The 22,636-nt window shown below is 74.8% G+C and carries 20 protein-coding genes and 1 pseudogene; 6 read left to right on the plus strand and 15 right to left on the minus strand.

Annotated elements, in window-relative coordinates; genetic code table 11:
• Window position 1: 1 nt before the first annotated feature.
• Entirely contained in the window at window positions 2–1,012 is a 1,011-nt protein-coding gene (locus K8Z61_RS14735; protein ID WP_224130640.1) for an LLM class flavin-dependent oxidoreductase, read from the plus strand.
• Here K8Z61_RS14735 and K8Z61_RS14740 read toward each other — a convergent pair whose 3' ends face one another.
• From K8Z61_RS14740 to K8Z61_RS14750, 3 genes are read right to left on the minus strand one after another with little or no spacing between them, the layout of a single operon-like run.
• Window positions 1,013–1,504, minus strand: a complete 492-nt coding sequence (locus tag K8Z61_RS14740) for an FBP domain-containing protein (protein WP_224130641.1) — start codon at window positions 1,502–1,504, stop codon at window positions 1,013–1,015. It abuts the gene before it with no gap.
• Window positions 1,505–1,564: 60 nt separating this feature from the next.
• Window positions 1,565–2,062, minus strand: coding sequence for a nuclear transport factor 2 family protein (locus K8Z61_RS14745; RefSeq protein WP_224130642.1), 498 nt, complete (start codon window positions 2,060–2,062; stop codon window positions 1,565–1,567).
• A 42-nt stretch (window positions 2,063–2,104) separates the two neighbouring features.
• Window positions 2,105–2,563: an Rrf2 family transcriptional regulator gene (locus K8Z61_RS14750; RefSeq protein WP_224130643.1), complete on the minus strand. Its 459-nt coding sequence runs from the start codon at window positions 2,561–2,563 to the stop codon at window positions 2,105–2,107.
• 324 nt (window positions 2,564–2,887) lie between these two features.
• Here K8Z61_RS14750 and K8Z61_RS14755 point away from each other — a divergent pair, with 324 nt between their 5' ends.
• Entirely contained in the window at window positions 2,888–4,747 is a 1,860-nt protein-coding gene (locus K8Z61_RS14755) for an acyl-CoA dehydrogenase (RefSeq protein ID WP_224130644.1), read from the plus strand.
• A gap of 73 nt (window positions 4,748–4,820) precedes the next feature.
• On the opposite strand, the gene K8Z61_RS14760 is transcribed toward K8Z61_RS14755, so the two are convergent.
• Both K8Z61_RS14760 and K8Z61_RS14765 read right to left on the minus strand, forming a co-directional pair.
• Window positions 4,821–5,474 carry a hypothetical protein gene (locus K8Z61_RS14760; protein ID WP_224130645.1) on the minus strand — a complete coding sequence of 218 codons (654 nt, stop codon included), beginning with the start codon at window positions 5,472–5,474 and terminating at the stop codon, window positions 4,821–4,823.
• Window positions 5,475–5,496: 22 nt separating this feature from the next.
• A complete protein-coding gene (locus tag K8Z61_RS14765) occupies window positions 5,497–6,366 on the minus strand; it encodes an alpha/beta fold hydrolase (RefSeq protein WP_224130646.1) in 870 nt (289 codons plus the stop codon).
• 423 nt (window positions 6,367–6,789) lie between these two features.
• Here K8Z61_RS14765 and K8Z61_RS14770 point away from each other — a divergent pair, with 423 nt between their 5' ends.
• The gene (locus tag K8Z61_RS14770) at window positions 6,790–8,097 is read left to right on the plus strand and encodes an HNH endonuclease signature motif containing protein (protein WP_224130647.1); all 1,308 of its coding nucleotides are present in this window, start codon (window positions 6,790–6,792) and stop codon (window positions 8,095–8,097) included.
• A gap of 71 nt (window positions 8,098–8,168) precedes the next feature.
• Here K8Z61_RS14770 and K8Z61_RS14775 read toward each other — a convergent pair whose 3' ends face one another.
• From K8Z61_RS14775 to K8Z61_RS14810, 8 genes and pseudogenes are all read right to left on the minus strand, one after another.
• Window positions 8,169–9,497: a hypothetical protein gene (locus tag K8Z61_RS14775; protein WP_224130648.1), complete on the minus strand. Its 1,329-nt coding sequence runs from the start codon at window positions 9,495–9,497 to the stop codon at window positions 8,169–8,171.
• 126 nt (window positions 9,498–9,623) lie between these two features.
• The gene (locus tag K8Z61_RS14780; RefSeq protein WP_224130649.1) at window positions 9,624–10,574 is read right to left on the minus strand and encodes an ABC transporter substrate-binding protein; all 951 of its coding nucleotides are present in this window, start codon (window positions 10,572–10,574) and stop codon (window positions 9,624–9,626) included.
• A gap of 5 nt (window positions 10,575–10,579) precedes the next feature.
• Window positions 10,580–11,272 carry an ABC transporter permease gene (locus tag K8Z61_RS14785; RefSeq protein WP_224130650.1) on the minus strand — a complete coding sequence of 231 codons (693 nt, stop codon included), beginning with the start codon at window positions 11,270–11,272 and terminating at the stop codon, window positions 10,580–10,582.
• Window positions 11,269–11,934, minus strand: a complete 666-nt coding sequence (locus tag K8Z61_RS14790; RefSeq protein WP_224130651.1) for an ABC transporter permease — start codon at window positions 11,932–11,934, stop codon at window positions 11,269–11,271. Before K8Z61_RS14790 ends, K8Z61_RS14785 begins: the two co-directional genes overlap by 4 nt.
• A 269-nt stretch (window positions 11,935–12,203) precedes the next feature.
• Window positions 12,204–13,001, minus strand: a pseudogene (locus K8Z61_RS14795) (ABC transporter ATP-binding protein); the annotation flags it as partial.
• Window positions 13,002–13,095: 94 nt separating this feature from the next.
• The gene (locus K8Z61_RS14800; protein ID WP_224130652.1) at window positions 13,096–13,674 is read right to left on the minus strand and encodes a cysteine dioxygenase family protein; all 579 of its coding nucleotides are present in this window, start codon (window positions 13,672–13,674) and stop codon (window positions 13,096–13,098) included.
• Window positions 13,671–14,588, minus strand: coding sequence for an amidohydrolase family protein (locus tag K8Z61_RS14805; RefSeq protein WP_224130653.1), 918 nt, complete (start codon window positions 14,586–14,588; stop codon window positions 13,671–13,673). Before K8Z61_RS14805 ends, K8Z61_RS14800 begins: the two co-directional genes overlap by 4 nt.
• Window positions 14,589–14,672: 84 nt before the next feature.
• Entirely contained in the window at window positions 14,673–16,436 is a 1,764-nt protein-coding gene (locus K8Z61_RS14810) for an NHL domain-containing thioredoxin family protein (protein ID WP_224130654.1), read from the minus strand.
• 68 nt (window positions 16,437–16,504) lie between these two features.
• Here K8Z61_RS14810 and K8Z61_RS14815 point away from each other — a divergent pair, with 68 nt between their 5' ends.
• The 3 genes from K8Z61_RS14815 to K8Z61_RS14825 are packed head-to-tail and all read left to right on the plus strand — an operon-like array spanning window position 16,505 to window position 19,993.
• Window positions 16,505–18,214, plus strand: a complete 1,710-nt coding sequence (locus K8Z61_RS14815) for a PP2C family protein-serine/threonine phosphatase (protein ID WP_224130655.1) — start codon at window positions 16,505–16,507, stop codon at window positions 18,212–18,214.
• Between the two features lie 10 nt (window positions 18,215–18,224).
• On the plus strand, window positions 18,225–19,061 hold the full coding sequence (locus tag K8Z61_RS14820) for a maleylpyruvate isomerase family mycothiol-dependent enzyme (RefSeq protein ID WP_224130656.1): 837 nt from the start codon (window positions 18,225–18,227) through the stop codon (window positions 19,059–19,061).
• Entirely contained in the window at window positions 19,058–19,993 is a 936-nt protein-coding gene (locus K8Z61_RS14825; protein ID WP_224130657.1) for an oxidoreductase, read from the plus strand. The genes K8Z61_RS14820 and K8Z61_RS14825 overlap by 4 nt, the downstream gene beginning before the upstream one ends.
• Here K8Z61_RS14825 and K8Z61_RS14830 read toward each other — a convergent pair.
• Together K8Z61_RS14830 and K8Z61_RS14835 are read right to left on the minus strand one after the other, a co-directional pair.
• Window positions 19,984–21,588 (minus strand): hypothetical protein, encoded by a 1,605-nt coding sequence (locus K8Z61_RS14830; protein WP_224130658.1) that lies wholly within the window; start codon window positions 21,586–21,588, stop codon window positions 19,984–19,986. The genes K8Z61_RS14825 and K8Z61_RS14830 overlap by 10 nt on opposite strands.
• A 215-nt stretch (window positions 21,589–21,803) precedes the next feature.
• Complete coding sequence (locus K8Z61_RS14835) at window positions 21,804–22,598, minus strand: crotonase/enoyl-CoA hydratase family protein (RefSeq protein WP_224130659.1); 795 nt, start codon at window positions 22,596–22,598, stop codon at window positions 21,804–21,806.
• Between the last annotated feature and the right edge of the window lie 38 nt (window positions 22,599–22,636).

Genomic DNA, 22,636 nt, shown 5'->3' on the forward strand with positions numbered 1-22,636 from the left:
GATGCGACCCCTGCGCCGGCTCGGCTTCCTCACCATCGGCCTCTTCGACCCCGCCGATCCCGGCCCCGGCCACGCATCGGTGCTGGAGATCGTCGAGCTCGGCGAGCGGCTCGGCTTCGACAGCGCCTGGCTGCGCAGCCGCCACCTTCAGGCCGGCATCTCCTCGCCGCTCGCGGTCATCGCCGCCGCGTCCCAGCGCACCTCGCGCATCCACCTGGGCACGGCGGTGATGCCCCTGGGCCTGGAGAACCCGTTCCGTCTCGCGGAGGACCTCGCCACCGTCGACCTGCTGGCCGGCGGACGCCTCGAGCCCGGCTTCAGCACCGGCACGCCGCTGCACTTCGAGCACCTCCGGGAGGCGCTCTACCCCGGCACCCACGAGCTGGAGGACCTCGGCCCGGGTCGCCTCGAGCGCCTGCTGAGCGCGTTGCGCGGCGAGCCGGTCACCGACTTCGAGGGGACGGTGGGCATCGAGCAGTACCTGCGCTCGGCGCAGCCGCACGTGCCGGGCCTCGCGGCGCGGGTGTGGCAGGGCGTCGGCAGCGTCGCCTCGGCCGAGACGGCCGGCAGACTGGGCCTCAACCTGCTGACCAGCAGCGTGGTGCGGGCCGAGGACGACGTCGTCGACCTGGACGCGATCCAGCGCCGGCACATCGACGCGTTCCGCGCCCAGCACCCCGACGGCGAGGCGGCGCGGGCGTCTCTCGGCCCGGTGGTCATCCCGACCGACTCCGCCACGCCCGACCAGGTCGCCCGGTACGCCGCCTACGTCGAGAGCCGCGCGGGACGGGTCGGGGTGCCGCAGGGGCCCGGACGCCTGCTCTTCGCCCCCGACCTGCTCGGCACGTCCGAGCAGCTGGCCGAGCGGCTGTCCGCGCTAGCGGCCTTCCAGGCCGTCGACGAGCTGGTCGTCGCGCTGCCCTTCACCCTCGAGCACGCCGACTACGTGCAGATCCTCACCGACCTCGCCGAGCGGCTCGGCCCCCTGCTCGGGTGGACGCCGGCCGGCTGATCAGGCGGCGAGCACGCGTCCGACGAAGGCCTCGACGTTGGCCTCGAGGCGGGCGATGCGGTCCTCCAGCGGAAGCGTCTCGTGCATGCCGACCGAGCCGGTCGAGAGCCGCCCGCGCAGGTAGAGCGAGCACTGCAGGTCGTCGCACACGTAGGTGCCGACCGAGTCGCCGCGCTGCCCCGCCTTGCCGGCCCGGGGCGCGACCAGCAGCGAGACGCCGCCGGTGCGCGCGGTGAGGCACAGGCTGCACATGCTGCGCCGGCCGACGCCGGCCGTCCGGTCGGAGGCGCGCAGCACCAGGCCCTGCGCGACGCCGTCGCGTCGCACGACGAGGTAGCCCCGCGCCGGCGACTGCGGGTCGCGCCACCCGAGGTAGTCGAGATCGGCCCACGGGACGGCGCCGAGGTCGCGCGGCACGGGCAGTCGCCGGGCCTCGCCCTTGCTGCAGTTGACGAAGCTGGCCCGGATCTCCGGCTCGGTGAGGGCGTCCATGCCCCGACCGTAGGCAGGGAACGGCGCCGGACGCGACCGGGTTTCCGGACGGGTGGGCCGTCAGCCGGCGGCGGTGAAGCTGGCCATCGTCCGCTCGGGCTCCCAGAAGGCGCGCATGGAGGCGACGCGGCCCTCGTCGTCGACGACGTAGACCATCACCAGCTCGGTGGTGGTGTGCGAGCCGTCGGCGAACCCGGTGCGGATGCGTCCGACGTTCGCGCAGGTGTTGCTGCCGGGGTTGGCGAACGAGGCGTCGATCTCGAACCGGAAGGTCGCGATCGGAGCGATCGCCTGCGACCAGAAGGCCCGGATGCCGTCATGCCCGTGGTGCCCGCGGCCCTCGGGGTCGAACATCGACGGCCCCACGGGGTCCTCCAGCACCGCGTCGGGGGCGTAGACCGTCAGCCAGGTGGCCAGGTCGCCGCGTGCGACGGCGGAGTAGGAGCGCATCGACGCCACGCGGGCGGGGTGGTCGTCGACGGGCGCGTGCCAGTGGACGGCGTCGGACGTCAGCGCCGGGTGGACGGTGCGCGGCGGCGAGGAGGGCTGCGAGGACATGGCGGGATGCTAGGCCCGACGCCGCCCGGATTGGAACAGGTTCTAGTGAGGTTGCCAGGCGTCCTCGCGCGCGGTGCGCGCCGTGACGACCTCGGGCAGCTCGCCGTCGGCCAGCTGCTGGATGCTCACCTGCTCGAAGACGTCGCGCAGCGCGTCGCGCGCGGCGATCCAGACGTGCTGGAGCACGTCGGCGGAGTCGTTGTAGGTGACCGCCTCGGGTCGCAGGCCGTAGACGGAGACCAGCGGGCCGTCGACGGCCCGGATGATGTCGGCCACCGAGATCGCGCTGGCCTCGCGCGCCAGGCGCCAGCCGCCGGACTGCCCGCGCTGCGACATGACGACGCCCGCCCGGCGCAGGTCGGCGAGGATCGCCTGGAGGAAGCCGTGCGGGATCTCCTGGAGCCGGCCGAGCTCCTCGGCGCTCACCGGCTTGTGGTCGTTGCGGGCCGCCATCTCGATCAGCGCACGCAGTGCGTAGTCGGACTTGGCGGAGACGCGCATGGGACCAGTGTGTCAGACGACTCGATCGAGTCGGTCCACCTAGACGGGTTCGGACGTCCGCCCGCGCGCCGCGAGTCGCCGAGGCTCCTCCGATCGGCCACGTGACCCACGCCACGCACGTCGGGCGAGGCCCACCCCTGGGCGCCTTGCGCCGCCCCAGAGGCGCGCCTACCATCATGTTACCGGCCAGTAGGCCGGGCTTCGCTGTCACCGAGGACCTCGGGAGCGGTCGTCGACCGCGACGCCTCGCGAGCGACGCCCCGCCGCGCGGCCGCCCACGCTGAGTGCAGCGATCCGGAAACCCTGAGAACGAGAAGGTGGGCCGTGAGCCACTACAAGTCCAACCTGCGCGACATCGAGTTCAACCTCTTCGAGGTGCTCGGACGCGACGAGATCCTCGGCACCGGCCCGTTCGGCGAGGTCGACGGCGACACCGCCCGCGAGGTCCTGGCCGAGGTCGACCGCATGGCCCGCGAGGAGCTCGCCGACTCCTTCGTCGACTCCGACCGCAACCCGCCGGTCTTCGACGCCAGCACCAACACCGCCCCGGTCACCGAGTCGTTCAAGCGCTCCTACGAGGCCTGGATGGCCTCGGAGTTCTGGCGCCTGCAGATCCCGGAGAGCATCGGCGGCCAGGCGGCCCCCTCGACCCTCAACTGGGCGATCGGCGAGCTCGTGCTGGGCTCCAACGCCCCCATCTGGATGTACGCCGCCGGCCCGTCCTTCGCGGGCGTCGTCGACCGCAACGGCACCGACCGCGACAAGCGCATCGCCCAGATCATGGTCGAGCGTCAGTGGGGCGCCACGATGGTGCTCACCGAGCCCGACGCGGGCTCCGACGTGGGCGCCGGCCGCACCAAGGCCTACCCGCAGGAGGACGGCTCCTGGCACATCGAGGGCGTGAAGCGCTTCATCACCTCGGCCGAGTCCGACCTGCAGGAGAACATCATGCACCTCGTCCTCGCGCGCCCCGTGGGCGTGGAGGGCGTCGGCGGCCCGGGCACCAAGGGCCTCTCGCTGTTCCTCGTCCCGAAGATCCACTTCGACCACGAGACCGGCGAGCTCACCGGCGAGCGCAACGGCGTCTACGTCACCAACGTCGAGCACAAGATGGGCCTGAAGGTCTCCAACACCTGCGAGGTCACCTTCGGCGACCCGTCCGTCGGCGGCGGCGAGCCCGCCAAGGGCTGGCTGCTCGGCGAGGTGCACAACGGCATCGCGCAGATGTTCCAGGTCATCGAGAACGCCCGCATGATGGTCGGCACCAAGGCCATCGCGACGCTCTCCACCGGCTACCTCAACGCGCTCGACTTCGCGAAGTCGCGCGTCCAGGGCGCCGACCTCACCCAGTCCGGCGACAAGACCGCGCCGCGCGTCACGATCACCCACCACCCGGACGTCCGCCGCTCGCTGATGGTGCAGAAGTCGTTCGCCGAGGCCATGCGCGCGCTCGTGCTCTACACCGCCACCTGGCAGGACCAGGTGATGATCGCGAACCACGAGGGCACCGAGGACAAGCTGGCCGAGGCGGTCAACGACCTGCTCCTGCCGATCGTCAAGGGCTACGGCTCCGAGCGCTCGTGGGTGCTGCTGGGCACCGAGTCGCTGCAGACCTACGGCGGCTCGGGCTTCCTCCAGGAGTACCCGATCGAGCAGTACGTCCGCGACGCCAAGATCGACACCCTCTACGAGGGCACCACCGCGATCCAGGGCCAGGACTTCTTCTTCCGCAAGATCGTCAAGGACCAGGGCAAGGCGCTGGGCCACCTGGCGGGCGAGATCCAGAAGTTCATCGACTCCGAGGCCGGCAACGGTCGCCTGAAGGTCGAGCGCGAGCTGCTCGCCAAGGCCCTCGAGGACGCGCAGGCGATGGTCGGCCACATGATCAACGACCTGATGTCCGCGCAGGACGAGATCAAGAACATCTACAAGGTCGGCCTCAACACCACCCGCCTGCTGATGGCGCTCGGCGACGTCATCTGCGGCTGGCTGCTGCTGCGCCAGGCCGAGGTCGCCCTGCAGAAGCTGGGCGGCGACCCGGGCAAGGACCGCGCCTTCTACGAGGGCAAGGTCGCCGCGGCGCAGTTCTTCGCGCAGTACAACCTGCCGAAGATCACCTCCGAGCTGGCCATCGCCCAGGGCATCGGCCTGGACCTGATGGACCTCGACGAGGCCGCGTTCTGATCCGCCTCTGACGCATCGCCCGACGGCGCCGGCTCCCCTCGCGGGGTTCGGCGCCGTCGTGCGTTCCGGGGCGTCACGTCTCGGGAAGGACGGGGCGACGCAGCGGCGCGGCGCAGTCGAGGAACGACCAGGGCAGGCACGGCAGCCGGATCTCGGCCAGCGGCCGGATCGTGGCCACCACCACCCAGGCGGGGCTGCCCGTCAGGGACGACGGGCGACGGCCGGCCAGCAGCACGGCCGCGGCGTCCGGATCGGGCACGGTGATCGAGCCGGGGCAGAGGGTGCCGCCGGCCTCCAGGACGTCGGCGGCGCCCGCGAGAGCCGGGGTGCCCGCCAGCGGCACCACTCGGCAGCCGAGCGGATCGGCGCTCGGCCACGCGTCGGCCGGGATGCGAGGGACCGCGAACAGCGCGAGTCGACGCACCTGGCAGCCCTGAACGCCGTCATGCCGGCCGTACGCGCCGTCGACGGCGTCGAGCCGGCAGACGAGGTCCTCGAAGACCCATCGCGGACGGCCCCAGCGACGCTCGGCCGCGGCCTCCGGCCCGGGTGCGTCGGAGGCGACCGCGAGACGCGCCGCGGGCACGGCGGCGGCGACCTGCCGTCGGACGTCCGCGGCGACGGACTCCCGCGCGTGCGCACGCTGGGCCAGCGCCACCACCGGCGTCAGGGCCACGAGGGCGGCGAGCACGACCAGGGCGATGCCGAGGGCTCGGAGGATCCGCACGGGGGGATCCTGCCCCGGTGGGTCAGCCTCGCACCAACGCGCGGACGTGACCCGCGACCTCGACGGGCGCCTCCGTGGCCGTCCAGTGGCCGACGTCGTCGAGCAGGTGGAGCGTGGCCTGCGGGAGCCGCTCGGCGAAGGCGCGCGCCGACGCCGGCAGGCAGTAGGGGTCGCGGGCCCCGAACACGACGCGCGCCGGGACGTCCATCGCACGCAGGCCCCGACGCGCGGCCCGGAGACCGCCGGTGCTCCGCGGGTAGGCCGCCCAGACGCCGGCGGCCGCCCACCGGGCGTCCGCCCGCTCGTAGGGGGCGCGGAGGGCGGCGAGCGTCGCTGCGTCGAGCGGACGACCGGCGGCCCGCTGGACGGTCGACTCGAAGCGTGACGCGCTGCCGAGGATCGTGGCGACCGTCCGTCGTCCGACCACCGGGATCGCGGCGAGCACGGCCGGCAGCGGCGGCTTGAAGTGCTCGACGAAGAGGGTCGTGTTGAGCACCGTCAGGGACGCGAGCCGCTCGGCATGCGCCTGCGCCCAGATGAGGCCGATCGGCCCGCCGATGTCGTGGACGACCAGGTGCACCTGCGCCTCGACGCCGAGGTGCACGTCGACGGCGTCGCCGAGCCACCCCGCGAGGCTCGGGAGGCTGAGGTCGAGGTCACGCGGCTTGTCGGACGCGCCGAAGCCCGGCAGGTCGAGCACCACGACCCGCGCCTCTCCCTCGAGCTCAGCCATGAGGTCCTGCCAGACCGCCGAGCTCTCGGGGATGCCGTGCACGCCGAGCACGATCGGCAGGTCGGTGCGCTCGGGGGCGGAGTCGCGGACGGCGAGCGTGCGCTCGCGGACCCGGATCCGCTGCAGGGGGAACCGGTCGGAGGGGGAGGACGTGGCCACGGGGGCAGTCTGGCGAGACTGGGGCGATCACGGCCGCGGGTCCGAGGGGCGGTCGATCCGTGGTGATCGAGCGGGGACCGGTGGTCGAGCGATCGCCGGTGGTCGAGCTTGTCGAGACCCCAGCGCCGTCGGTGGTCGAGCGGGGACCGGTGGTCGAGCTTGTCGAGACCCCCGCACCCAAATGCTGACGGCGACGGACGGGTGGCGGACCAGCCGCGGTCGGCTCCCCGTTCGTCGGTGGTCGCCGTAGCGGTCATGGCACTCGGTGGTCGCTCGCCGACTCGGTACAGCGGGTGTTCCCCGTTCGCCGCTGCCGGCCTCGTCGTTGCCTCTCTCAGTTGTCTTTGGCTGAGGTTCTCAAAACCTTGCCTGATCTGGGGATATCCACTTACCTTCGAACGCGTGTTCGCATAGAATCAGGCCATGCCCTCTCGGACCCCTCGGCTGCTGCGCGACAGCGATGCCCTGCGCGCGGCCATGGCTGCGCGGGCTGCCGCTGAGCAGTCCGAGCGGGACGTGTTCATCGCTGCCGCGGATTGGGCGATCGCGCATGTCGCGGGGGCCGGTGACGTGGCCGGGTACGTGATCGACACCGGGATGATGCTGCCCCTGGCCGGGCCTGGGGCGCCGGAAGTGCAGGAGCATGCGGTCACCGAGTTCATCACCGCGCTCGGGATGACGCAGCAGGCCGGCTCGTTCTACGTCGGTCACGCGCTGGAGGCGTGCGTGCGGCTCCCGCGCGTGTGGTCGCGGCTGCTGCGCGGCGAGCTGGCGGTGTGGCAGGTCCGCCGGATCGCCGAGGACACCATCCCGCTGTCGGCCGAGGCCGCCGCTCTGGTGGACGCACGGATCGCCGCCTATGCCCACCAGGTGTCGCGGACCCAGATCTCGAACATCTGCCGGGTCGCGCAGGAGCACACCGACCCCGGGGAGGCGATCCTGCGGAAGGCTCGGGAGGCGGAGCACCGTCGGTTCGACGTGTGGCTAGGTCAGACCGGCTTCGACGGCACCGTCGACGTCTCCGCGATCCTCGACCAACCGGACGCCGCCGACCTCGAACGCGCGATCGCAGCCCTCGCCGAGCAGCTGAAGAAGGCCGGCTCGGAGGAGACGCTGAACGTCCGGCGGGCGAAGGCCGCCGAGATGCTCGCCCGCGGCGAGCAGGCGCTTCCGCTCGAGGTCAGCGAGAGCAGCGCCGGCGCGCCGGCTCCCTCCCGGTCGCGGCATCTCACGCTGTACGTCCACCTGTCCGTCGACGCCGTCACCGGAGCCCTCGGCGACGTCGCCCGTAGCGAGGCGTCCCGGTCACCACTCGCCATCGACGTGATCAAGGCCTGGTGCCAGACCGCCGGCACCACCGTGACCGTCCGCCCGATCCTCGACCTCGCAAGCGAGCGCTACAGCGACGCCTACGAGGTCCCGGACCTGATCCGCGAGCAGATCATCCTGCGCGACCACACCTGCGTGTTCCCGTACTGCCGCCGACCCGCCAGATCCTGCGACGCCGACCACATCGACCCCTACGAGACCGGCGGACCGACAGCGTCATCCAACCTCGCGCCGCTCTGCAGGAAGCACCACCGCCACAAGACCCACGACGGCTGGCGCTATCAGCCCGCCGGACCCGACCAACCCGGCGTCTACCTCTGGCGGTCACCGAACGGCGTCAGATTCCGACGCGACCGCCACGGCACCACCCTCCTCGACCCACCCGGGCCCGACGGCAGCTGAGCCCCACCTCCACTGCACCACCCCGCAGCCCGACACCACCCCGGTGATCGGGCCATGGGCGCGGCGTGGGATCAGCGGCAGGGCAGGGCGCGGTTCGCGGCGTCGACGGAGGCGTAGTAGCGCGACGTCGGGAGGTAGCGGCCCATGCCCGCCCTCTCGGCGCCGGGTCGGACCCGCTGGATCGCCTGACGGAACCCCGGGTCGGGGAGCATGTTGCGGATGAGCAGGGCGGCCTGGGGGGTCGGGCCGAGCGGGATCCAGGCGACCCCGCAGCGGTTCGTCGCGCGGGCGGGACGGTCCGCCGCGGTCGAGACGACGATCGTGTACCGGCGTCGGGCGTCGACCGGCACCTGGTCGTCGGTCAGGCAGCCGTAGTACGCGGTCAGCGCGTTGTTGGTGCAGATCGACCAGTAGCGCAGCTGGCCGGTGCCCATGCGCCGCTGGCCGTCGATCGTCCGGGGCACCGTCGGGAGCGTGCCCCGCAGCACGAGGACCGGCCCGTGGTCGCCGGAGACCAGCGAGTAGACGTACTTGTTGTCGACGTTCTCGCCGAACCCGCCGGACGGGAACCGCTCCTCGGCCTGGCCGCGCAGCGGGCCGTTGAGGGCGTCGAGCGCCTCGTTCTCGGTCAGCTGGTCGGCCAGGGTGGTCTGCAGGTTCACGTACTTGTGCCAGCGGGGCCGGGCGGGGGCGCTGATGCTCGGCAGTCCGAGCACGGCCGAGAGGGCGGCCGGGGCGCCGGCGTTCGCGATCGTCGGCGTGAGGCCGAGATCGGGCAGCGAGGTGTCGGGGCACGAGGGGTACGCGACGAGCGGCGTGCCGTCGGCGGCGAAGGTGGCGACGGCGGGGAGCCCGGCGTCGCCGGTGCGGCTGCGACCGCGGTCGGGCTGGTAGATGCGCAGTGCGACGGAGGCCAGGACGGAGCGCTTCGAGCCGTCGACGTTCGCGGTGTAGAGCGTGTTGGCCGGCACGGCGCGGGCCGGACGCTGGCCGTTGACCACCCGCACCGTGTACGCGCGCTGCGCGACGTCGCGCCGGGCGCCGGCGACGAAGGGGTTGGCGGAGCCGCGGGCGGGACGGATCTGCGCGTCGTGGATCGCGTCGATCGCCTGCGTCTGCGGGGTGTAGGTGTTGAACGACAGGTACCGCGCGTGCGGGAACGTGCCGTCGAGCGTCGCGTAGCCCCCGGGCGGCAGCGGGATCGAGGCGACCCAGTAGCGGGCCGCCTGGTCGGGGAACAGGGCGTTGACCTGGTCGCCCGCGATCTGGAGCGTCCAGGCGCAGGAGCGCTGCTCCGCCGCGGCCGCGGGCGCGGGGGCCGCTCCGGGCAGGACGAGGGCCGCGAGCGCGGCGACGACGAGGGTCAGGACGGCGCCGAGGACGGCGGAGATGCGACGCATGGGACTGCTTTCCGGGGAGGGTGGGCGCAGGGCCCGGACGCGACCGTCCGGGCCCTGCGGGTGGTGCGGGGATCTCGACAGGCTCGATCACCGCCGACAGGCTCGATCACCGAGCCTGCGGGCGGATCAGCCGAGGCCGTTCTCGGACAGGAAGTCCTTGGCGACGGTCTTGGGGTCCTGCTTGTCGGTGACGATCTTGGCCATGAGCGCGGTGAGCTTCTCGGTGGTGAGCGCCGTCGACACCGCGTTCAACGCCTCGGTGACCTGCGGGGTCACGGCGTCCTTCTTGATCAGCGGGACGATGTTCTGCGCGGAGAAGAGGTTCTTCGGATCGGTGAGGCTGACCCAGCCCTCCGTGGCGATCGTGGGGTCGGTGGAGAAGACGTTGGCGACGTCGACGTCGCCCTTCTTGAGCGCCGAGATCACCAGCGGGCCGCCGGCGTCGAGCGGCTTGAACGACTTGAACGTCAGGCCGTACTCGCTCTTCAGGCCGACGAGGCCCTGCTGACGCTCGCGGAACTCCGGCGGGCCGCCGAGGGTCAACTGGCCGGCGACCGGGGCGAGGTCCTCGATCGAGCTGAGGCTGTACTTCTTCGCGGTGTCGGCGGTGACCGTCAGGGTGTCCTTGTCCTCGGCCGCGGCCTGGGTCAGGGTCTGCGCGCCGTCGGGGAGCACCTTCTGGAGGGCGTCGTAGACCTGCTCCGGCGAGGTGGCGTCCTTCGGCGGGCCGGCCTTGCCCGAGAGGTAGGCGAGCAGGGCGCCGCTGTACTCGGGGAGCAGGTCGATGTCGCCGTCCTCGAACGCCTTGAGGTAGATCTCGCGCGAGCCGATGTTCGGCTTCGTCTCCACCTTGACGCCCTTGGCCTCGAGCGCGCCGGCGTAGATGTTCATGAGGAGCTCGTTCTCGGGGAAGTTCGCCGAGCCGATGGTGATCGAGCCGGCGTCGTTGCTCCCGGAGGAGAACGGGCTGTCGGAGCCGGAGTCGGAGCCGCCGCAGGCGGTGAGCGCCAGGGCTCCGGCGAGGGTCGCGCCGAGCAGGGCGCGACGCACGAGGCGGGGGCGGGGGGTTCGGGACACGGGGGTCACCTCTCGGGTTGGGGCAGGGCGGTGCGCCGGCGCGAGCCGGCACGGGGGCGGACGCCTGGGGAGACGACCACGCGTTGGAGGAGCGCGAGCAGGGCGTCGACGACGACGGCCAGCACGGCGAGGACGACGGCGCCGGCGACGATGCGCGGGTAGTCGCGCACCGCCAGCCCGTCGAAGAGGTAGCGGCCCAGGCCGTCCTGGGCCACGTAGGCGGCGATGGTGGCGGTCGAGATCACCTGCAGGGTGGCCGAGCGGACGCCGCCGAGGATCACCGGCAGCGCGAGCGGCACCTCGACGCCGAGCGCGATCTGCGGCTCGCGCAGCCCGACCCCGCGGGCGGCGTCGACGACCCCGCGATCGACGCTGCTGACGCCGGCGTAGGTGGCGGTGAGCAGGGGCGGGATCGCCAGCACGACGAGCGCGCCGATGACCGGCTTCAGGCCCACGCCGGTGACGGCCAGGATGAGCATCAGGACGCCGAGCGTCGGCAGCGCGCGACCGGCGTTGCCGAGGTTGATCGCCAGCCCGGCGCCGCGTCCGGTGTGGCCGATGAGCACCCCGAGCGGCAGGGCGATGACCATCGCGATCAGCAGCGCGAGACCGGTGTAGCGCAGGTGCTCGAGGATCTGGTGCGGGAAGCCGTCGGGCCCCGACCAGTGGGCCGCGTCGAGCAGGTAGTCGAGGCTCATCGGGCGGCCACCCGGGCCCAGGGGGTGACGAACCGCTGGGCGATCACGACCAGCGCGTCGAGCACCAGCGCGATCGCCACCGACAGCACGAGGCCGATGAGGATCGGCGGCATGTAGAAGCCGAGCTGGAAGCCGCGGGTGAACAGCTGCCCGAGCCCCCCGATGCCGACCAGGGCCGCGATGCTCACCATGGAGACGTTCGAGACGACCGCGACCCGCAGGCCGGCCAGCACGACCGGCAGCGACAGCGGGAGATCGACGGCGAACCAGCGACGCAGCGGCCGGTAGCCCATCGCCGTGGCCGCCTGGACGACCGAGGCGTCGATCGCCGCCAGCCCGTCGGCCGTGCTGCGCACGAGCAGCGCCAGGCTGTAGACGGTGAGGGCGACCAGCACGTTGAACGGGTCGAGGATCGAGGTGCCGAGCAGGCCGGGCAGCAGGAGCAGCAGCGCCAGGGACGGGATGGTGTAGACGACGCTGGTCAGCGTCAGCAGCGGATGCCGCACCCAGCCGTAGGACACGACCGCCCAGCCCAGCGGCAGCGAGAGCACGAACGCGACGACGACCGGCACGAGGGCCAGGTAGAGGTGCTGGAGCACGGCCGACCGGACGTCCTCGCCGTTGACCGACAGGTAGTCGAGCACCTGGTGCCAGAGGGTCATCCGGCGCTCCCGCCGACGGCGCCGACCGCGAGCCGGCTGCGCTGCCGCTGCCGGACGACGTCGGCGACCGTCGTCTGGCGCACCAGGCCGACGGCGCGGCCCGCGGCGTCGACCCGGATCGCCGCACCGGCGGGCGAGAGCAGGGCGAGGTCGGCGACGACCCGCAAGGAGTCGTCCGCGGTGTGGGTGCCCTCGGTGGGCAGCAGGCGTCCGTCGGGATCGCGCCAGCCGGTGGGTCGGCCGTCGTCGAGCACGAGCGCGAGGCCCTCGACCACCGTGCCCTCGGCGGTCACCGGCTCGACCGGGAGGTCGGCGGCGGTGGCGAACGACAGTCCGCGGTAGCCGCGGTCGCGGCCGACGAACCCCGCCACGAACGCGTCGGCCGGGGAGGCGAGCAGCTCCTCCGGGGGCGCGAACTGGGCGAGGCGTCCGCCCTCGGCGAAGACCGCCACGTGGTCGCCGAGGACGATCGCCTCGTCGATGTCGTGGGTGACCAGCACGATCGTCTTGCCGAGCTCGCCCTGCAGACGCAGCAGCTCGGCCTGCAGGTCGTGCCGGACGACGGGGTCGACGGCCGAGAACGGCTCGTCCATCAGCAGCACCGGCGGGTCGGCGGCCAGCGCCCGGGCGACGCCGACGCGCTGCTGCTGGCCCCCGGAGAGCTGCGCGGGGTAGCGGTCGCCCATCGCCGCGGTGAGCCCGACGCGCTCGAGCAGCTCGTACGCGCGGGTGCGCGCCTCCTTGCGCGGCGTGCCCGAGAGCACCGGGACCGTGGCGACGTTGTCGACGACGGTGCGGTGAGGGAAGAGCCCCGCGTGCTGGATGACGTAGCCGATGCGCCGCCGCAGCCGGGCCGGCCGCTCGCTGGCGACGTCGACGTCGTCGATGAGCACCCGGCCCGACGTGGGGTCGATCATCCGGTTGATCATCCGCAGGGACGTCGTCTTGCCGCAGCCCGAGGGACCGACGAAGACCGTGATCGCCCCGCTCGGGACGGTGAGGTCGAGCGCGTCGACGGCGACCGTCCCGTCGGGGTACTGCTTGGTGGTCGACTCGAACCGGATCACCATGGCTGCTCCTCACGCCGGCGGGCGCGGCGCCCGGGGTCCGGGCCATCCAAGCAGGTCGCGCGCACGGGCGTCCGGATCGCGGACGCGGCCCTCACCCCTCGGGGTCGTCCAGCGGCCGCAGCTCGTCGGCGTAGGACACCGCGTGCCGGCGCATCGTGCCCGAGGCGCTGATCGAGTACTGGCCCATGCGCCACAGCGGCGGGCTGTAGGCGTGGATCGAGACCGAGCCGTCGATCGCCCCGGCCATTCGGTGGATGTGCTCGGGCCCGAAGGACAGCGTCGCGCCCTCCTCGAACCGGTCGGTCTCCGCCTCGCCGCCCAGCCGCGGCCGGTGCTCGAGCACGGCTCCGCGGGTGACCGCGACCGCGCCCGAGGAGGAGTCGTGGTCGTGCCAGCCGGTGTCGTCGTCGGTGTTCCAGCACAGCAGCCACACGTCGACGTCGGCGTCGCGGTGCAGCGAGACGTAGTAGCGCCCGCCCTCCGGGGCGTCGTGCCGCACCAGGTGCGCCCACGCCTCCGGCGTCGCGGCGAGCTCGGCGACCCACGCCTCGAGCTCGGCGGGGGTCATCGTGCGTCCGGGCAGCGGCGGCAGGTGCTCGGGGCCGGAGGAGGCACAGCGCGCGCCGTCCTGGGGTGCGATGTCGACGTGACGGTCGAGCTGGATGGTCATCGTGTGCCTCCTTCGAGCAGTCGGGCGGGATTGGACACGAACAGGGAGCCGGCGAACGCGGCCCCGAGCCCGGGATCGGTGGGCTCGGCGTACGGCCGGTCGGAGCCGTGGACAAGCGGGTCGACCCCGACGACGCGGACGACGGCGTCGATCGCGCGGGGGCCGAAGGAGGACGTCTCGTAGAAGACGCCGGGGTCGATGGCGCCGAGGCGGCCGCCGCGCTGGGCGAGCCGCTCGTGCAGCAGCGGCGCCAGGCCCGCCAGCGCGACGAAGGCGATCCGCAGGTCCGGCAGCAGTGCGCGTCCGCCGACGTGCCAGGCGAACCACGCCGCCTGCAGCTGCGCGACGTAGTCGGTGACCGCGGGCCACCACGACGGCAGGGCGGCCGCGTGCGGGATGGGCGCCGCCGGGCCGGGGTGGACCAGCACGGGGCGGCCGGCCCGCTCGGCGACGGCCAGCAGCGGGGCCAGCGCCTCGAGCGCCTGCGGGGTGGCGAGCGCGGTGGCCGGCACCTGCAGGCCGACGACGCCCGGCCGCGCGAGATCGGCGCGCAGGCTCTCGGGGTCGGGCTCGACCAGACCGGCCGCTGCCCAGAGCCCGGTGCCCTCGGGCAGGGCGGCGGCGCCGGCGTGCCAGGCGTCGAGGACGCGCCGGGCCTCGTCCGGACGGCGGCTCTCGAGCCCGAGCGGGCTGGAGAGCGAGTAGAGGGTCAGGGCGATGCCGTCGGCAACGTCCTGCGCGCGGCGGGCGGCGAGATCCTGCGCGGCGAGGTCGAGCTCGAAGGGCGGCTCGCCGTCGAGGTGGAGGGTCGTGCCGGCGGATCCGCGCAGGAGTCCCAGGGACGCGAGGGCGTCACGCAGCTCGGGCGACCACCAGTGTTGGTGTAAGTCGATCGAGTTGGTCGGAAATGGCACTCGGGAACGGTAGGCGACGCACCGCCCGGCGGGCAAACGGCGTCCGGCAGGCGGGATCGGCCGGGTCGGCCGGGTCGGCCGGGATCACTCGGCGGCGCCGCCGAGCGGAAGCGTGAGCGCGGCGGGGGCGCCGTCGACGATCCGCACGGGGATGCCCCAGTCCTGCTGGTGCATGCGGCACGCCGCGCCCTCGGCCTGCTCGGGAGGCAGGTCGTCGCAGGTGGCGGCCCGGGCGGCGACGTGCAGCACGCCCTCGCCGACCGTGGGGTCGAGCCGCAGCGTCCGGACGAGGTCGGTGCCGCGACCGTCGCCCGCGCGGATCAGCGCCGGGGGCGTGGCCTCGACGACCAGCTGGCTGGCCGGACCGAACCGGTCGTCGACCTTCTGGCCGGGCGGCGGGGCGAAGGCCACCACCAGGTCGAGGTCGGCCGCCACCTCGGTGACGGGACGCTGGGTCGAGTGCGCGAAGCCGTCGACCTGCGCGACCGCGCCGAGCGGCACCCGCTCGAGCCGGTGGGCGGCCGACTCGACGACCACGAGCACGCCGGCGTCGTCGGGGTCGACGAACGCCGCGCTCGGCTCGGCGAGGTCGACGGCCAGGGTGGAGACGGCGTCCGTGGCGGGGTCGTAGCGGCGCACCGCGCCGTTGTAGGTGTCGCACACGGCCACCGAGCCGTCCGGCAGCACGGTGACGCCCAGCGGGTGCTGGAGCAGGGCCTCGGACGCGGGGCCGTCGCGCAGGCCGAAGTCGAAGAGACCGGTGCCGACCAGGGTGCGCACCGCCTCGGCCCCCGGCTCGCCCTCGATCACCCGCAGCGCGGAGGTCTCGGAGTCGGCGATCCAGAGGCGCTCGCCGTCCGGCGCCAGGCGGGAGGTCTGGGCGAACCACGCCTCGCTCAGCGGACCGTCGAGCAGCCCCTCGTTCGCGGTGCCCGCCGCCACCGCGACCTCGCCGGTGCGCGGATCGAGGGTCCAGAGCTGGTGGATGCCGGCCATCGCGATCCAGAGGCGGTCGCGCCACCAGGCGACGTCCCACGGCGAGGAGAGCCGCGCCGTGCCGTCGCCGGCCATCCACTGGGTGCCGTCGCCGGCGAGCACGCGGGCGGCGCCGGTGGCGGTCTCGACGCCCCACACCCGGTGCCCGACGGTGTCGGCGACGACGGCGTCGTAGCCGACCTCGCGGGCCACCTCGTCCGGCAGCACGCAGACGCCGTTGGGCTCGCGGAAGCCGCCGATCCGACGCTCCACGGCACCGGCCGCGTCGAGCACGACCACCTCGTCGTGGCCCGCGTCGGCGACCAAAGTGCCGCCGCCCGGCAGCGGCACCGCGGACGCCGGGAAGCGCAGGTCGGTGGGCTCGACGACCGGCGCGACGTAGGGCGAGTCGCCCGGCTGGAGCGTGCCGCGCTCGCGGTGCACCGGCACGAGCTCCTCGAGCAGCGCCTCGATCGCGTGGGCGTGCCCCTCCCCCGCGTACTGCGCGACGACGTAGCCCTCGGGGTCGACCAGCACCAGCGTCGGCCAGGCCCGCGCGGTGTAAGCCTGCCAGGTGACCAGCTCGGGGTCGTCGAGCACGGGGTGGTGCACGCCGTAGCGCTCGACGGCGGCGGCCAGCGCGACCGGGTCGGCCTCGTGCACGAACTTCGGCGAGTGGACGCCGACGACCAGCAGCTCGCCGGCCATCCGCTGCTCGAGCGGACGCAGCTCGTCGAGCACGTGGAGGCAGTTGACGCAGCAGAACGTCCAGAAGTCGAGGAGCACGAACCGGCCGCGCAGCTCGCGCAGCGTGACGGGGCCGTCGGTGTTCAGCCAGCCGCGACCGACCAGCTCGGGGGCACGTACGCGCATGCGGCCATCCTGCGTCATCGACCCGGTTTCGGCCGCGGCAGGCCCCGGCGGTCGTCTACCCTGACCGCGTGCGGACGCGAGGCTCGGGCGAGCACCGCGACGTCGACGTGGAGGCCCAGGTGCGGGCCCGCTACGTGCGCCTGGCCCGGCGCCTGCTGCGCTGTGCGGCCGCCGCGGTGGTGCTCCCCGACGACGCCGACGCCGCGCCGCTGCTGGCCGCCGTCGAGACCGGTCCGGTGCGGCTGGACGACGTCGCCGGCGCGAGCCCGACGCTCCTGCGCGCGGTCGGTCAGGCCGCCGCGACCGCGGCGCGCGGCGGACGCCCGGCGCCGGTGCGGGCCGTGATCGCGGTGCCGGTGGGCCGGTCCGGGACGCCGCGCGGCGTGCTGCTGGCGCTGGAGCCCGAGCCGCGGGCCTGGGGCGACGTCGCGGTGGCCATGCTGGCCGACCTCGCCGCCGGCTGCGCCGGCGAGCTCGCGGCGGCGCGTCCGACCGGCGCGGCCGGGCGACCCTCGGCCAGCCTCGCGGAGCTCGACGACCTCACCCGCAACGCCCGCGCGCTCCTGGGTCTCAGCGAGGGCCTCGCGGGCGCCCAGGGCGTCGACGACGTCGCGCACGTGGCCGAGATGATCGGCCTGATCCAGTTCGGCTGCGGTCACGTCTCGCTCTGGCTGCGCGACGGCGAGGAGCTCGAGCAGGTGCGCCCGCGCGGCCCCCGCGCGCCGGCACCGGCCCGACTGCCGCTGAGCGACGACCACCCCCTCGGCGAGACGACGCTGCTCGGCCAGCCGCGGGTGGCCGCCCGCCGCGGCGACCTCGAGGCGCGCTACGGCCGCAGCGACGACCTGCGGGTCGGGCCGGGGCGCGGCGCCCGGCTGTTCCTGCCCGTCGTCCAGGGCGACGCCGTGGCCGGCGCGCTGCTGCTCGCGTGGGACCAGCCCCGCGACCTCGCCGACGCCGAGCGTCCGGTCTACGACGCGCTGGCCTCCTACGTCGGGCAGGCGGTGCAGCGGCTGCAGCTGGTCGAGGAGCGACGAGCCGCCCTGCTGACCCTGCAGGAGTCGCTGCTGCCGCGCATCCCGGTGCTCCCCGGGCTCGCCGTCTGCGCCCGCTACCGGCCGTCGGCCGCACTCGACCACGTCGGCGGCGACTGGTACGACGCCGTCCCCCTGGGCGGCGGACGGGCGCTCGCGGTCGTCGGGGACGTCGTCGGGCACGACCTGCGCGCCGCCTCGACGATGGGCCAGCTGCGCACGGTGCTGCGCACCCTCGCCTGGGACCGCGACGCGGAGCCGGCCGCCGTCCTCGCGCGCCTCGACGAGGCGATGGTCGCGCTCGACGTGCCGGGGCTGGCCACCCTCGTGCTGGCGCGCCTCGAGGTCTCCGCAAACGGGACGACCGCCGTCACCTGGAGCAGCGCGGGCCATCCGCCGCCGCTCGTGCTGGCCGCCGACGGCGGGGCGCGCGTGCTGGAGGCGGCGCCGGAGCTGATGGTGGGCGTCGAGTGCGGCAGCGAGCGGCACGACCACGACGTCGTCCTGGCCCCCGGCGACACGCTGCTGCTCTACACCGACGGGCTGGTGGAGCGCTCCGGCGAGCACCTCGACCGCGGGCTCGAGCGGCTGCGCGCCAGCCTGTCGACCCGGGCCGCGCTGACCGACGACCTCGACGTCCTCGTCGACGCCGTGCTCGACGACCTGCTCGGCGCGCGACCGTGCGACGACGTCGCGCTGCTCGCCGTGCGGGTGCCCCGGACCGAGGTCGCGCCCGCGCCCTAGGGTGGCGGGCATGAGCGATGAGCAACTGCTCGCCGCCCACGTCGAGACGTGGTGGCGCAGCGTGGCCGACCTGCTCGAGGTGCTCGACGGCCTCGCGCCGCACGAGTGGGACCTGCCCACCGACCTGCCGGGGTGGGACGTGCGGGCGGTCGCCGCGCACACCGCGCACCTGGAGTCCGTGCTCGCCACCGGCGTCGAGGAGCAGGCCGACATCGGCGAGGCCCCGCACGCCACCGGCCTGCTCGGGCAGTACACCGAGATCGGCGTCGTCAACCGCCGGGCCACCCCGCCTGCGGAGATCGTCGAGGAGATCCGCCGTGTCACCGCGCAGCGGCACGCCGACCTGGGCGCCGCGATGCCGACGGACGCCTCGGCGCGGCCCGAGCGCGTCTTCGGCGGCGTGCCGTGGGACTGGGGCACGCTGCTGCGCAACCGTCCCTTCGACGTGTGGATGCACGAGCAGGACGTCCGGCGCGCCGTCGGACGGCCGGGCGGCCTCGACTCGCCGGGCGCCCGGCACGCGGTGACGATGCTCGCCGGCAGCCTGGGCTACGTGCTCGGCAAGCGCGCCGGCGCCCCGGCCGGCACGACCCTCGTGCTCGAGGTCGTCGGCCCGCAGGACGAGGAGCCCGCGGTCGACGTCTTCGCCGTCGGCATCGACGAGTCCGGCCGCGGACGCCCGCTCGCCGAGCCGCCCGCCGAGCCGACCGTCCGGCTGCGCACCGACCGCGCGACCTTCGTCGCCCTGGCCGGCGGTCGGCTCGGCGCCGCCGACGCGGACGTGACGGTGGAGGGCGACGCCGCGCTGGGGGCGCGCGTCCTGGCGAGCCTGGCGACCACGCCGTGAGCGCCGCGACCCCGGCCTGGAGCCTGGCCGACATCCCCGACCTGACCGGCCGCACCGTCGTGGTCACCGGCCCGAGCGCGGGCGGCCTCGGCTGGTACACCGCGCTCGAGCTGGCGCGGCGCGGGGCCCGCGTCGTGCTGGCCGGACGCACGCCCGCGCGGCTGGCCGAGGCCGCCGCCGGCCTGCGCGCCGAGCTCGGCGCGCCGGACCTCGTCGAGCTGGTCGTCGACCTCTCGTCCCTGACGTCGGTGCGCGAGGGGGCCGCCCGGGCCGCCGACCTCGGGCCGATCGACGTGCTGGTCAACAACGCCGGCGTCATGGGCACGCCCTACGGCCGCACGGCCGACGGGCTCGAGCAGCAGATGGCCACCAACCACTTCGGGCCGTTCCTGCTCACCGGGCTGCTGTGGCCGCAGCTGGTCGACGGCGGCGGACGCGTGGTGAACCTCGCGTCGAACATGCACCGGGTCGCTCGGCGCGCGCCGCTCGACGACCCCCGCCGCCAGGAGCGGCGGTACGCGCGCTGGTCGGTCTACGGGGAGACCAAGCTGGCCAACCTGCTCTTCGCCTACGAGCTCGACCGCCGGGCCCGGGCAGCCGGCGCGCCGGTGCTCGCCCTCGCCACGCACCCCGGCTTCGCCGGCACGCACCTGGCCGCCAACGGGCAGTACGGACGCGCGCGCGGCGGCGTCGCGTCGATCCTGGACGCCGGCATCCGCGCGATCTCGCAGAGCGCGGCGGCGGGTGCCTGGCCCACGCTCATGGCGGCCACGGCCGACCTGCCCGGCGCCACCTACTGCGGGCCGGCCGGCCTCGGCGAGATGTCCGGACCGGCCACGATCGTCACCTCGAGCCGGCTCAGCCACGACCCGTCCGCGCAGCGTCGGCTCTGGGAGATCAGCGAGGACGTCACCGGCGTCCGCTATCCCTGAGGGACGTCGGCCCGCAGGTCGCGGAGCGTGACCAGCCCACCGCGGACGCCGAGCACGAGGCCCCGACCGGCGCGCAGCAGCGGCCCGGTCGGCCGGGCCGCCTCCCCGAGGCCGACCCGGACGCGCACCGTGCGCGTGCCGGTGCGCAGGTCGAGCAGGCTCACGCCCCAGGCCTGCGCGCCCCACGCGCTGCGGCGGGCGTCGACGACGTAGGCCAGGCCGACCGCCGGCGCGACGACCGGCGCGATCGGCGCCGCGGGCAGGACGGTGCTCCAGGTCTGGGCACAGCGCAGCCGTCCGGCCGCCTCGGGGTCGGGCCCGACGTCGATCCGCGCCACCCCGCCGCGGGGGGCGCGGCCCAGCAGGGTCGACGCGGTCGACCAGCGGCGCGCGTCGACGGCGATCGCCGCGGGGCCGGCCGCGCCGGTGGGGTCGAGCGGCACGAGGCCCAGCCCGGGGGCGGCCGGATCGCCGTCGGCGTCGAAGAGCTCGAGCCGGCACCGCTCGACGCCGGTGCGGCGGTCGAGCACGACGACGCCCGGCCGCTGCGAGGCGGCGTCGAGGACCGCCAGCAGACCGGGACCGCCGGGCGTCGCCGGTGGGAGGCCGACCGGCCGCGCCCCCGGACCGCGGACGTCGTCGCGCCGCCAGGCGACGCGCAGCCGCGGACCGGGCGCCACCCCGAGGGCGACGACGCCGTCGGCCGTCGCCAGCTCGACCCGGTCGGGGCTGCGCGGATCGGGTGCGGCGAACCCCTGCGGCACCGACGCCCGCAGCCGCAGGGTGGCGACGGGGTCGCCGGGGCCGTCGAGGAGGCCCACGACGCCGGCCGCGGAGGCGAACCAGGTGCGTCCGCGCGGGTCGAGGACGACGTCGCGCACGCAGTCGTCGGGGTCGAGCAGGTCCGCCAGATCGCTGCCGCCCTCGTCGGCGAGCGGATCGGTACGGACGATCCGCACGCTGCGGCCCACCCCGACCGCGAGCCGGCCGTCGGGACGTACCGCTGCGGCGCCCGCGCAGTCGCCGCCGGACGCCGCGGGTCGCAGCGTGGTGGCGGCGGTCGGCGATGCGGCGTCGTCGAGCGACTCCAGGCGGGGGGCGTCGGCGCCGGCGCCGCAGAGCGCCAGGGCGCGGGCGGCCGGGTCCGCCCCGTGGACGGCGAGGGGAGCGCAGCCGGGCTGCCACCGCGACCGGACGACCGGGCTGTCGCCGATCGGCGCGGACCCGGGAGCGGCCGGGACGCCCCGGAGCGGCCCCGGCTCCAGCGGACGGCCCTCGTACGCCGGGGTCACCCAGCGTCCCGTCCCCGGCGGGAGCGGCAGCGCGACGCCGAGGGTCGGCGCGAGCGCGTAGCCGAGCACCGGCAGACCGGGCAGCACGAGGAGCGCCAGGAGCAGCGCGAGCGGACGGCGGCCGCCAGGGCCGCGGCGACGGCGACGTCGACGACGCGCCGCGAGCGTGCCGGCGACGACCACCAGCGCGACGAGCGGGCCCCCGAGCCAGAGCAGCAGCGCGAGCCCGGCGAGGCCGGGCAGTTCGCGACGCAGGGCCTGCCGGATCGCCGGCAGCAGCGATCCGCGCCATCCGCGCGCCACGGCTGCGCGGAGCCGATCGCGGCGGGACGGCGGAGGCGGCGCCAGCCGCGCGACGGCCTGACGCGCGGGCGTCCTGGCGGCCGTCTTCCTCGCCGGCGCCTTCGCGGCACCCTTCTTCGCCGCCGCCTTCTTCGCTGGCGCCCTCGTGGCCGGCGCCTTCCGGGCCGCTGCCTTCCTCGCGGGTGGCTTCGGACGGCCCTCGCCGCTGCGCCCGGTCAGCGGCGTCGCGGTCCGAACTGGGGCGCGACCTTGGCGAAGGCGGCCTCGCGGGCCACGGCCGTGTTGCGCGTGGCCAGGAGGATCGCCTGCTCGATCCGCTCGCGGGCGAAGGTGCGGCGCGAGCCGGCGAACCAGGTGGCGTCGAAGATCCGCTTCGCCGCGGCCAGCTGGTCGGGCGAGCGCTGGGCGAGCTCGCGGGCCAGGCGCTCGGCGGCGACGACGGGGTCGGCGTCGAGCTCGGTGACCAGACCGAGCTCGGCGGCCTCCTTGCCCGAGAGGCTGCGGCCGGTCATCGTCAGCCGCTTGGCGACGTCGATGCCGACGACCTCCGAGAGCGTCCGGACCCCGGTCATGTCGGGGATGATGCCCCACTTCGCCTCGAGCACCGACCAGGTCGAGTCGGGGCTCGCGATCCGGAAGTCCGCGGCCAGAGCCAGCTGCACGCCGCCGCCGAGGCAGTGGCCGTGCACGGCGGCGATGACCGGCACCGGTAGGCGCCGCCAGGCCCAGCAGGCCTCCTGGAAGGTGTTGGTGCCGCGCCACGGCCGCGGCACGAACGCCGTGACCACGCGGGCCGGCTGCTTCATGACGTGGGCGAAGTCGAGGCCGGCGCAGAAGGCGTCGCCCTCGCCGGAGAGGACGACGGCGCGCAGCGTCCGGTCGCGGCGCAGCGCGCGGGCGGTGCGCACGAGGTCGTCGAGCACGTCGAGGGTCAGGGCGTTGAGCTTGGCCGGACGGTCGAGCCGCACGTGGGCGATGCCGTCACGGATCGTGCAGGTCACGTGGGTCACCGTCCCAGTATCGGCCCTCCCGCCGCTCGGGAGCGGCA

The organism is Nocardioides sp. TRM66260-LWL (assembly GCF_020075545.1).
Classification (GTDB): Bacteria; Actinomycetota; Actinomycetes; order Propionibacteriales; family Nocardioidaceae; genus Nocardioides.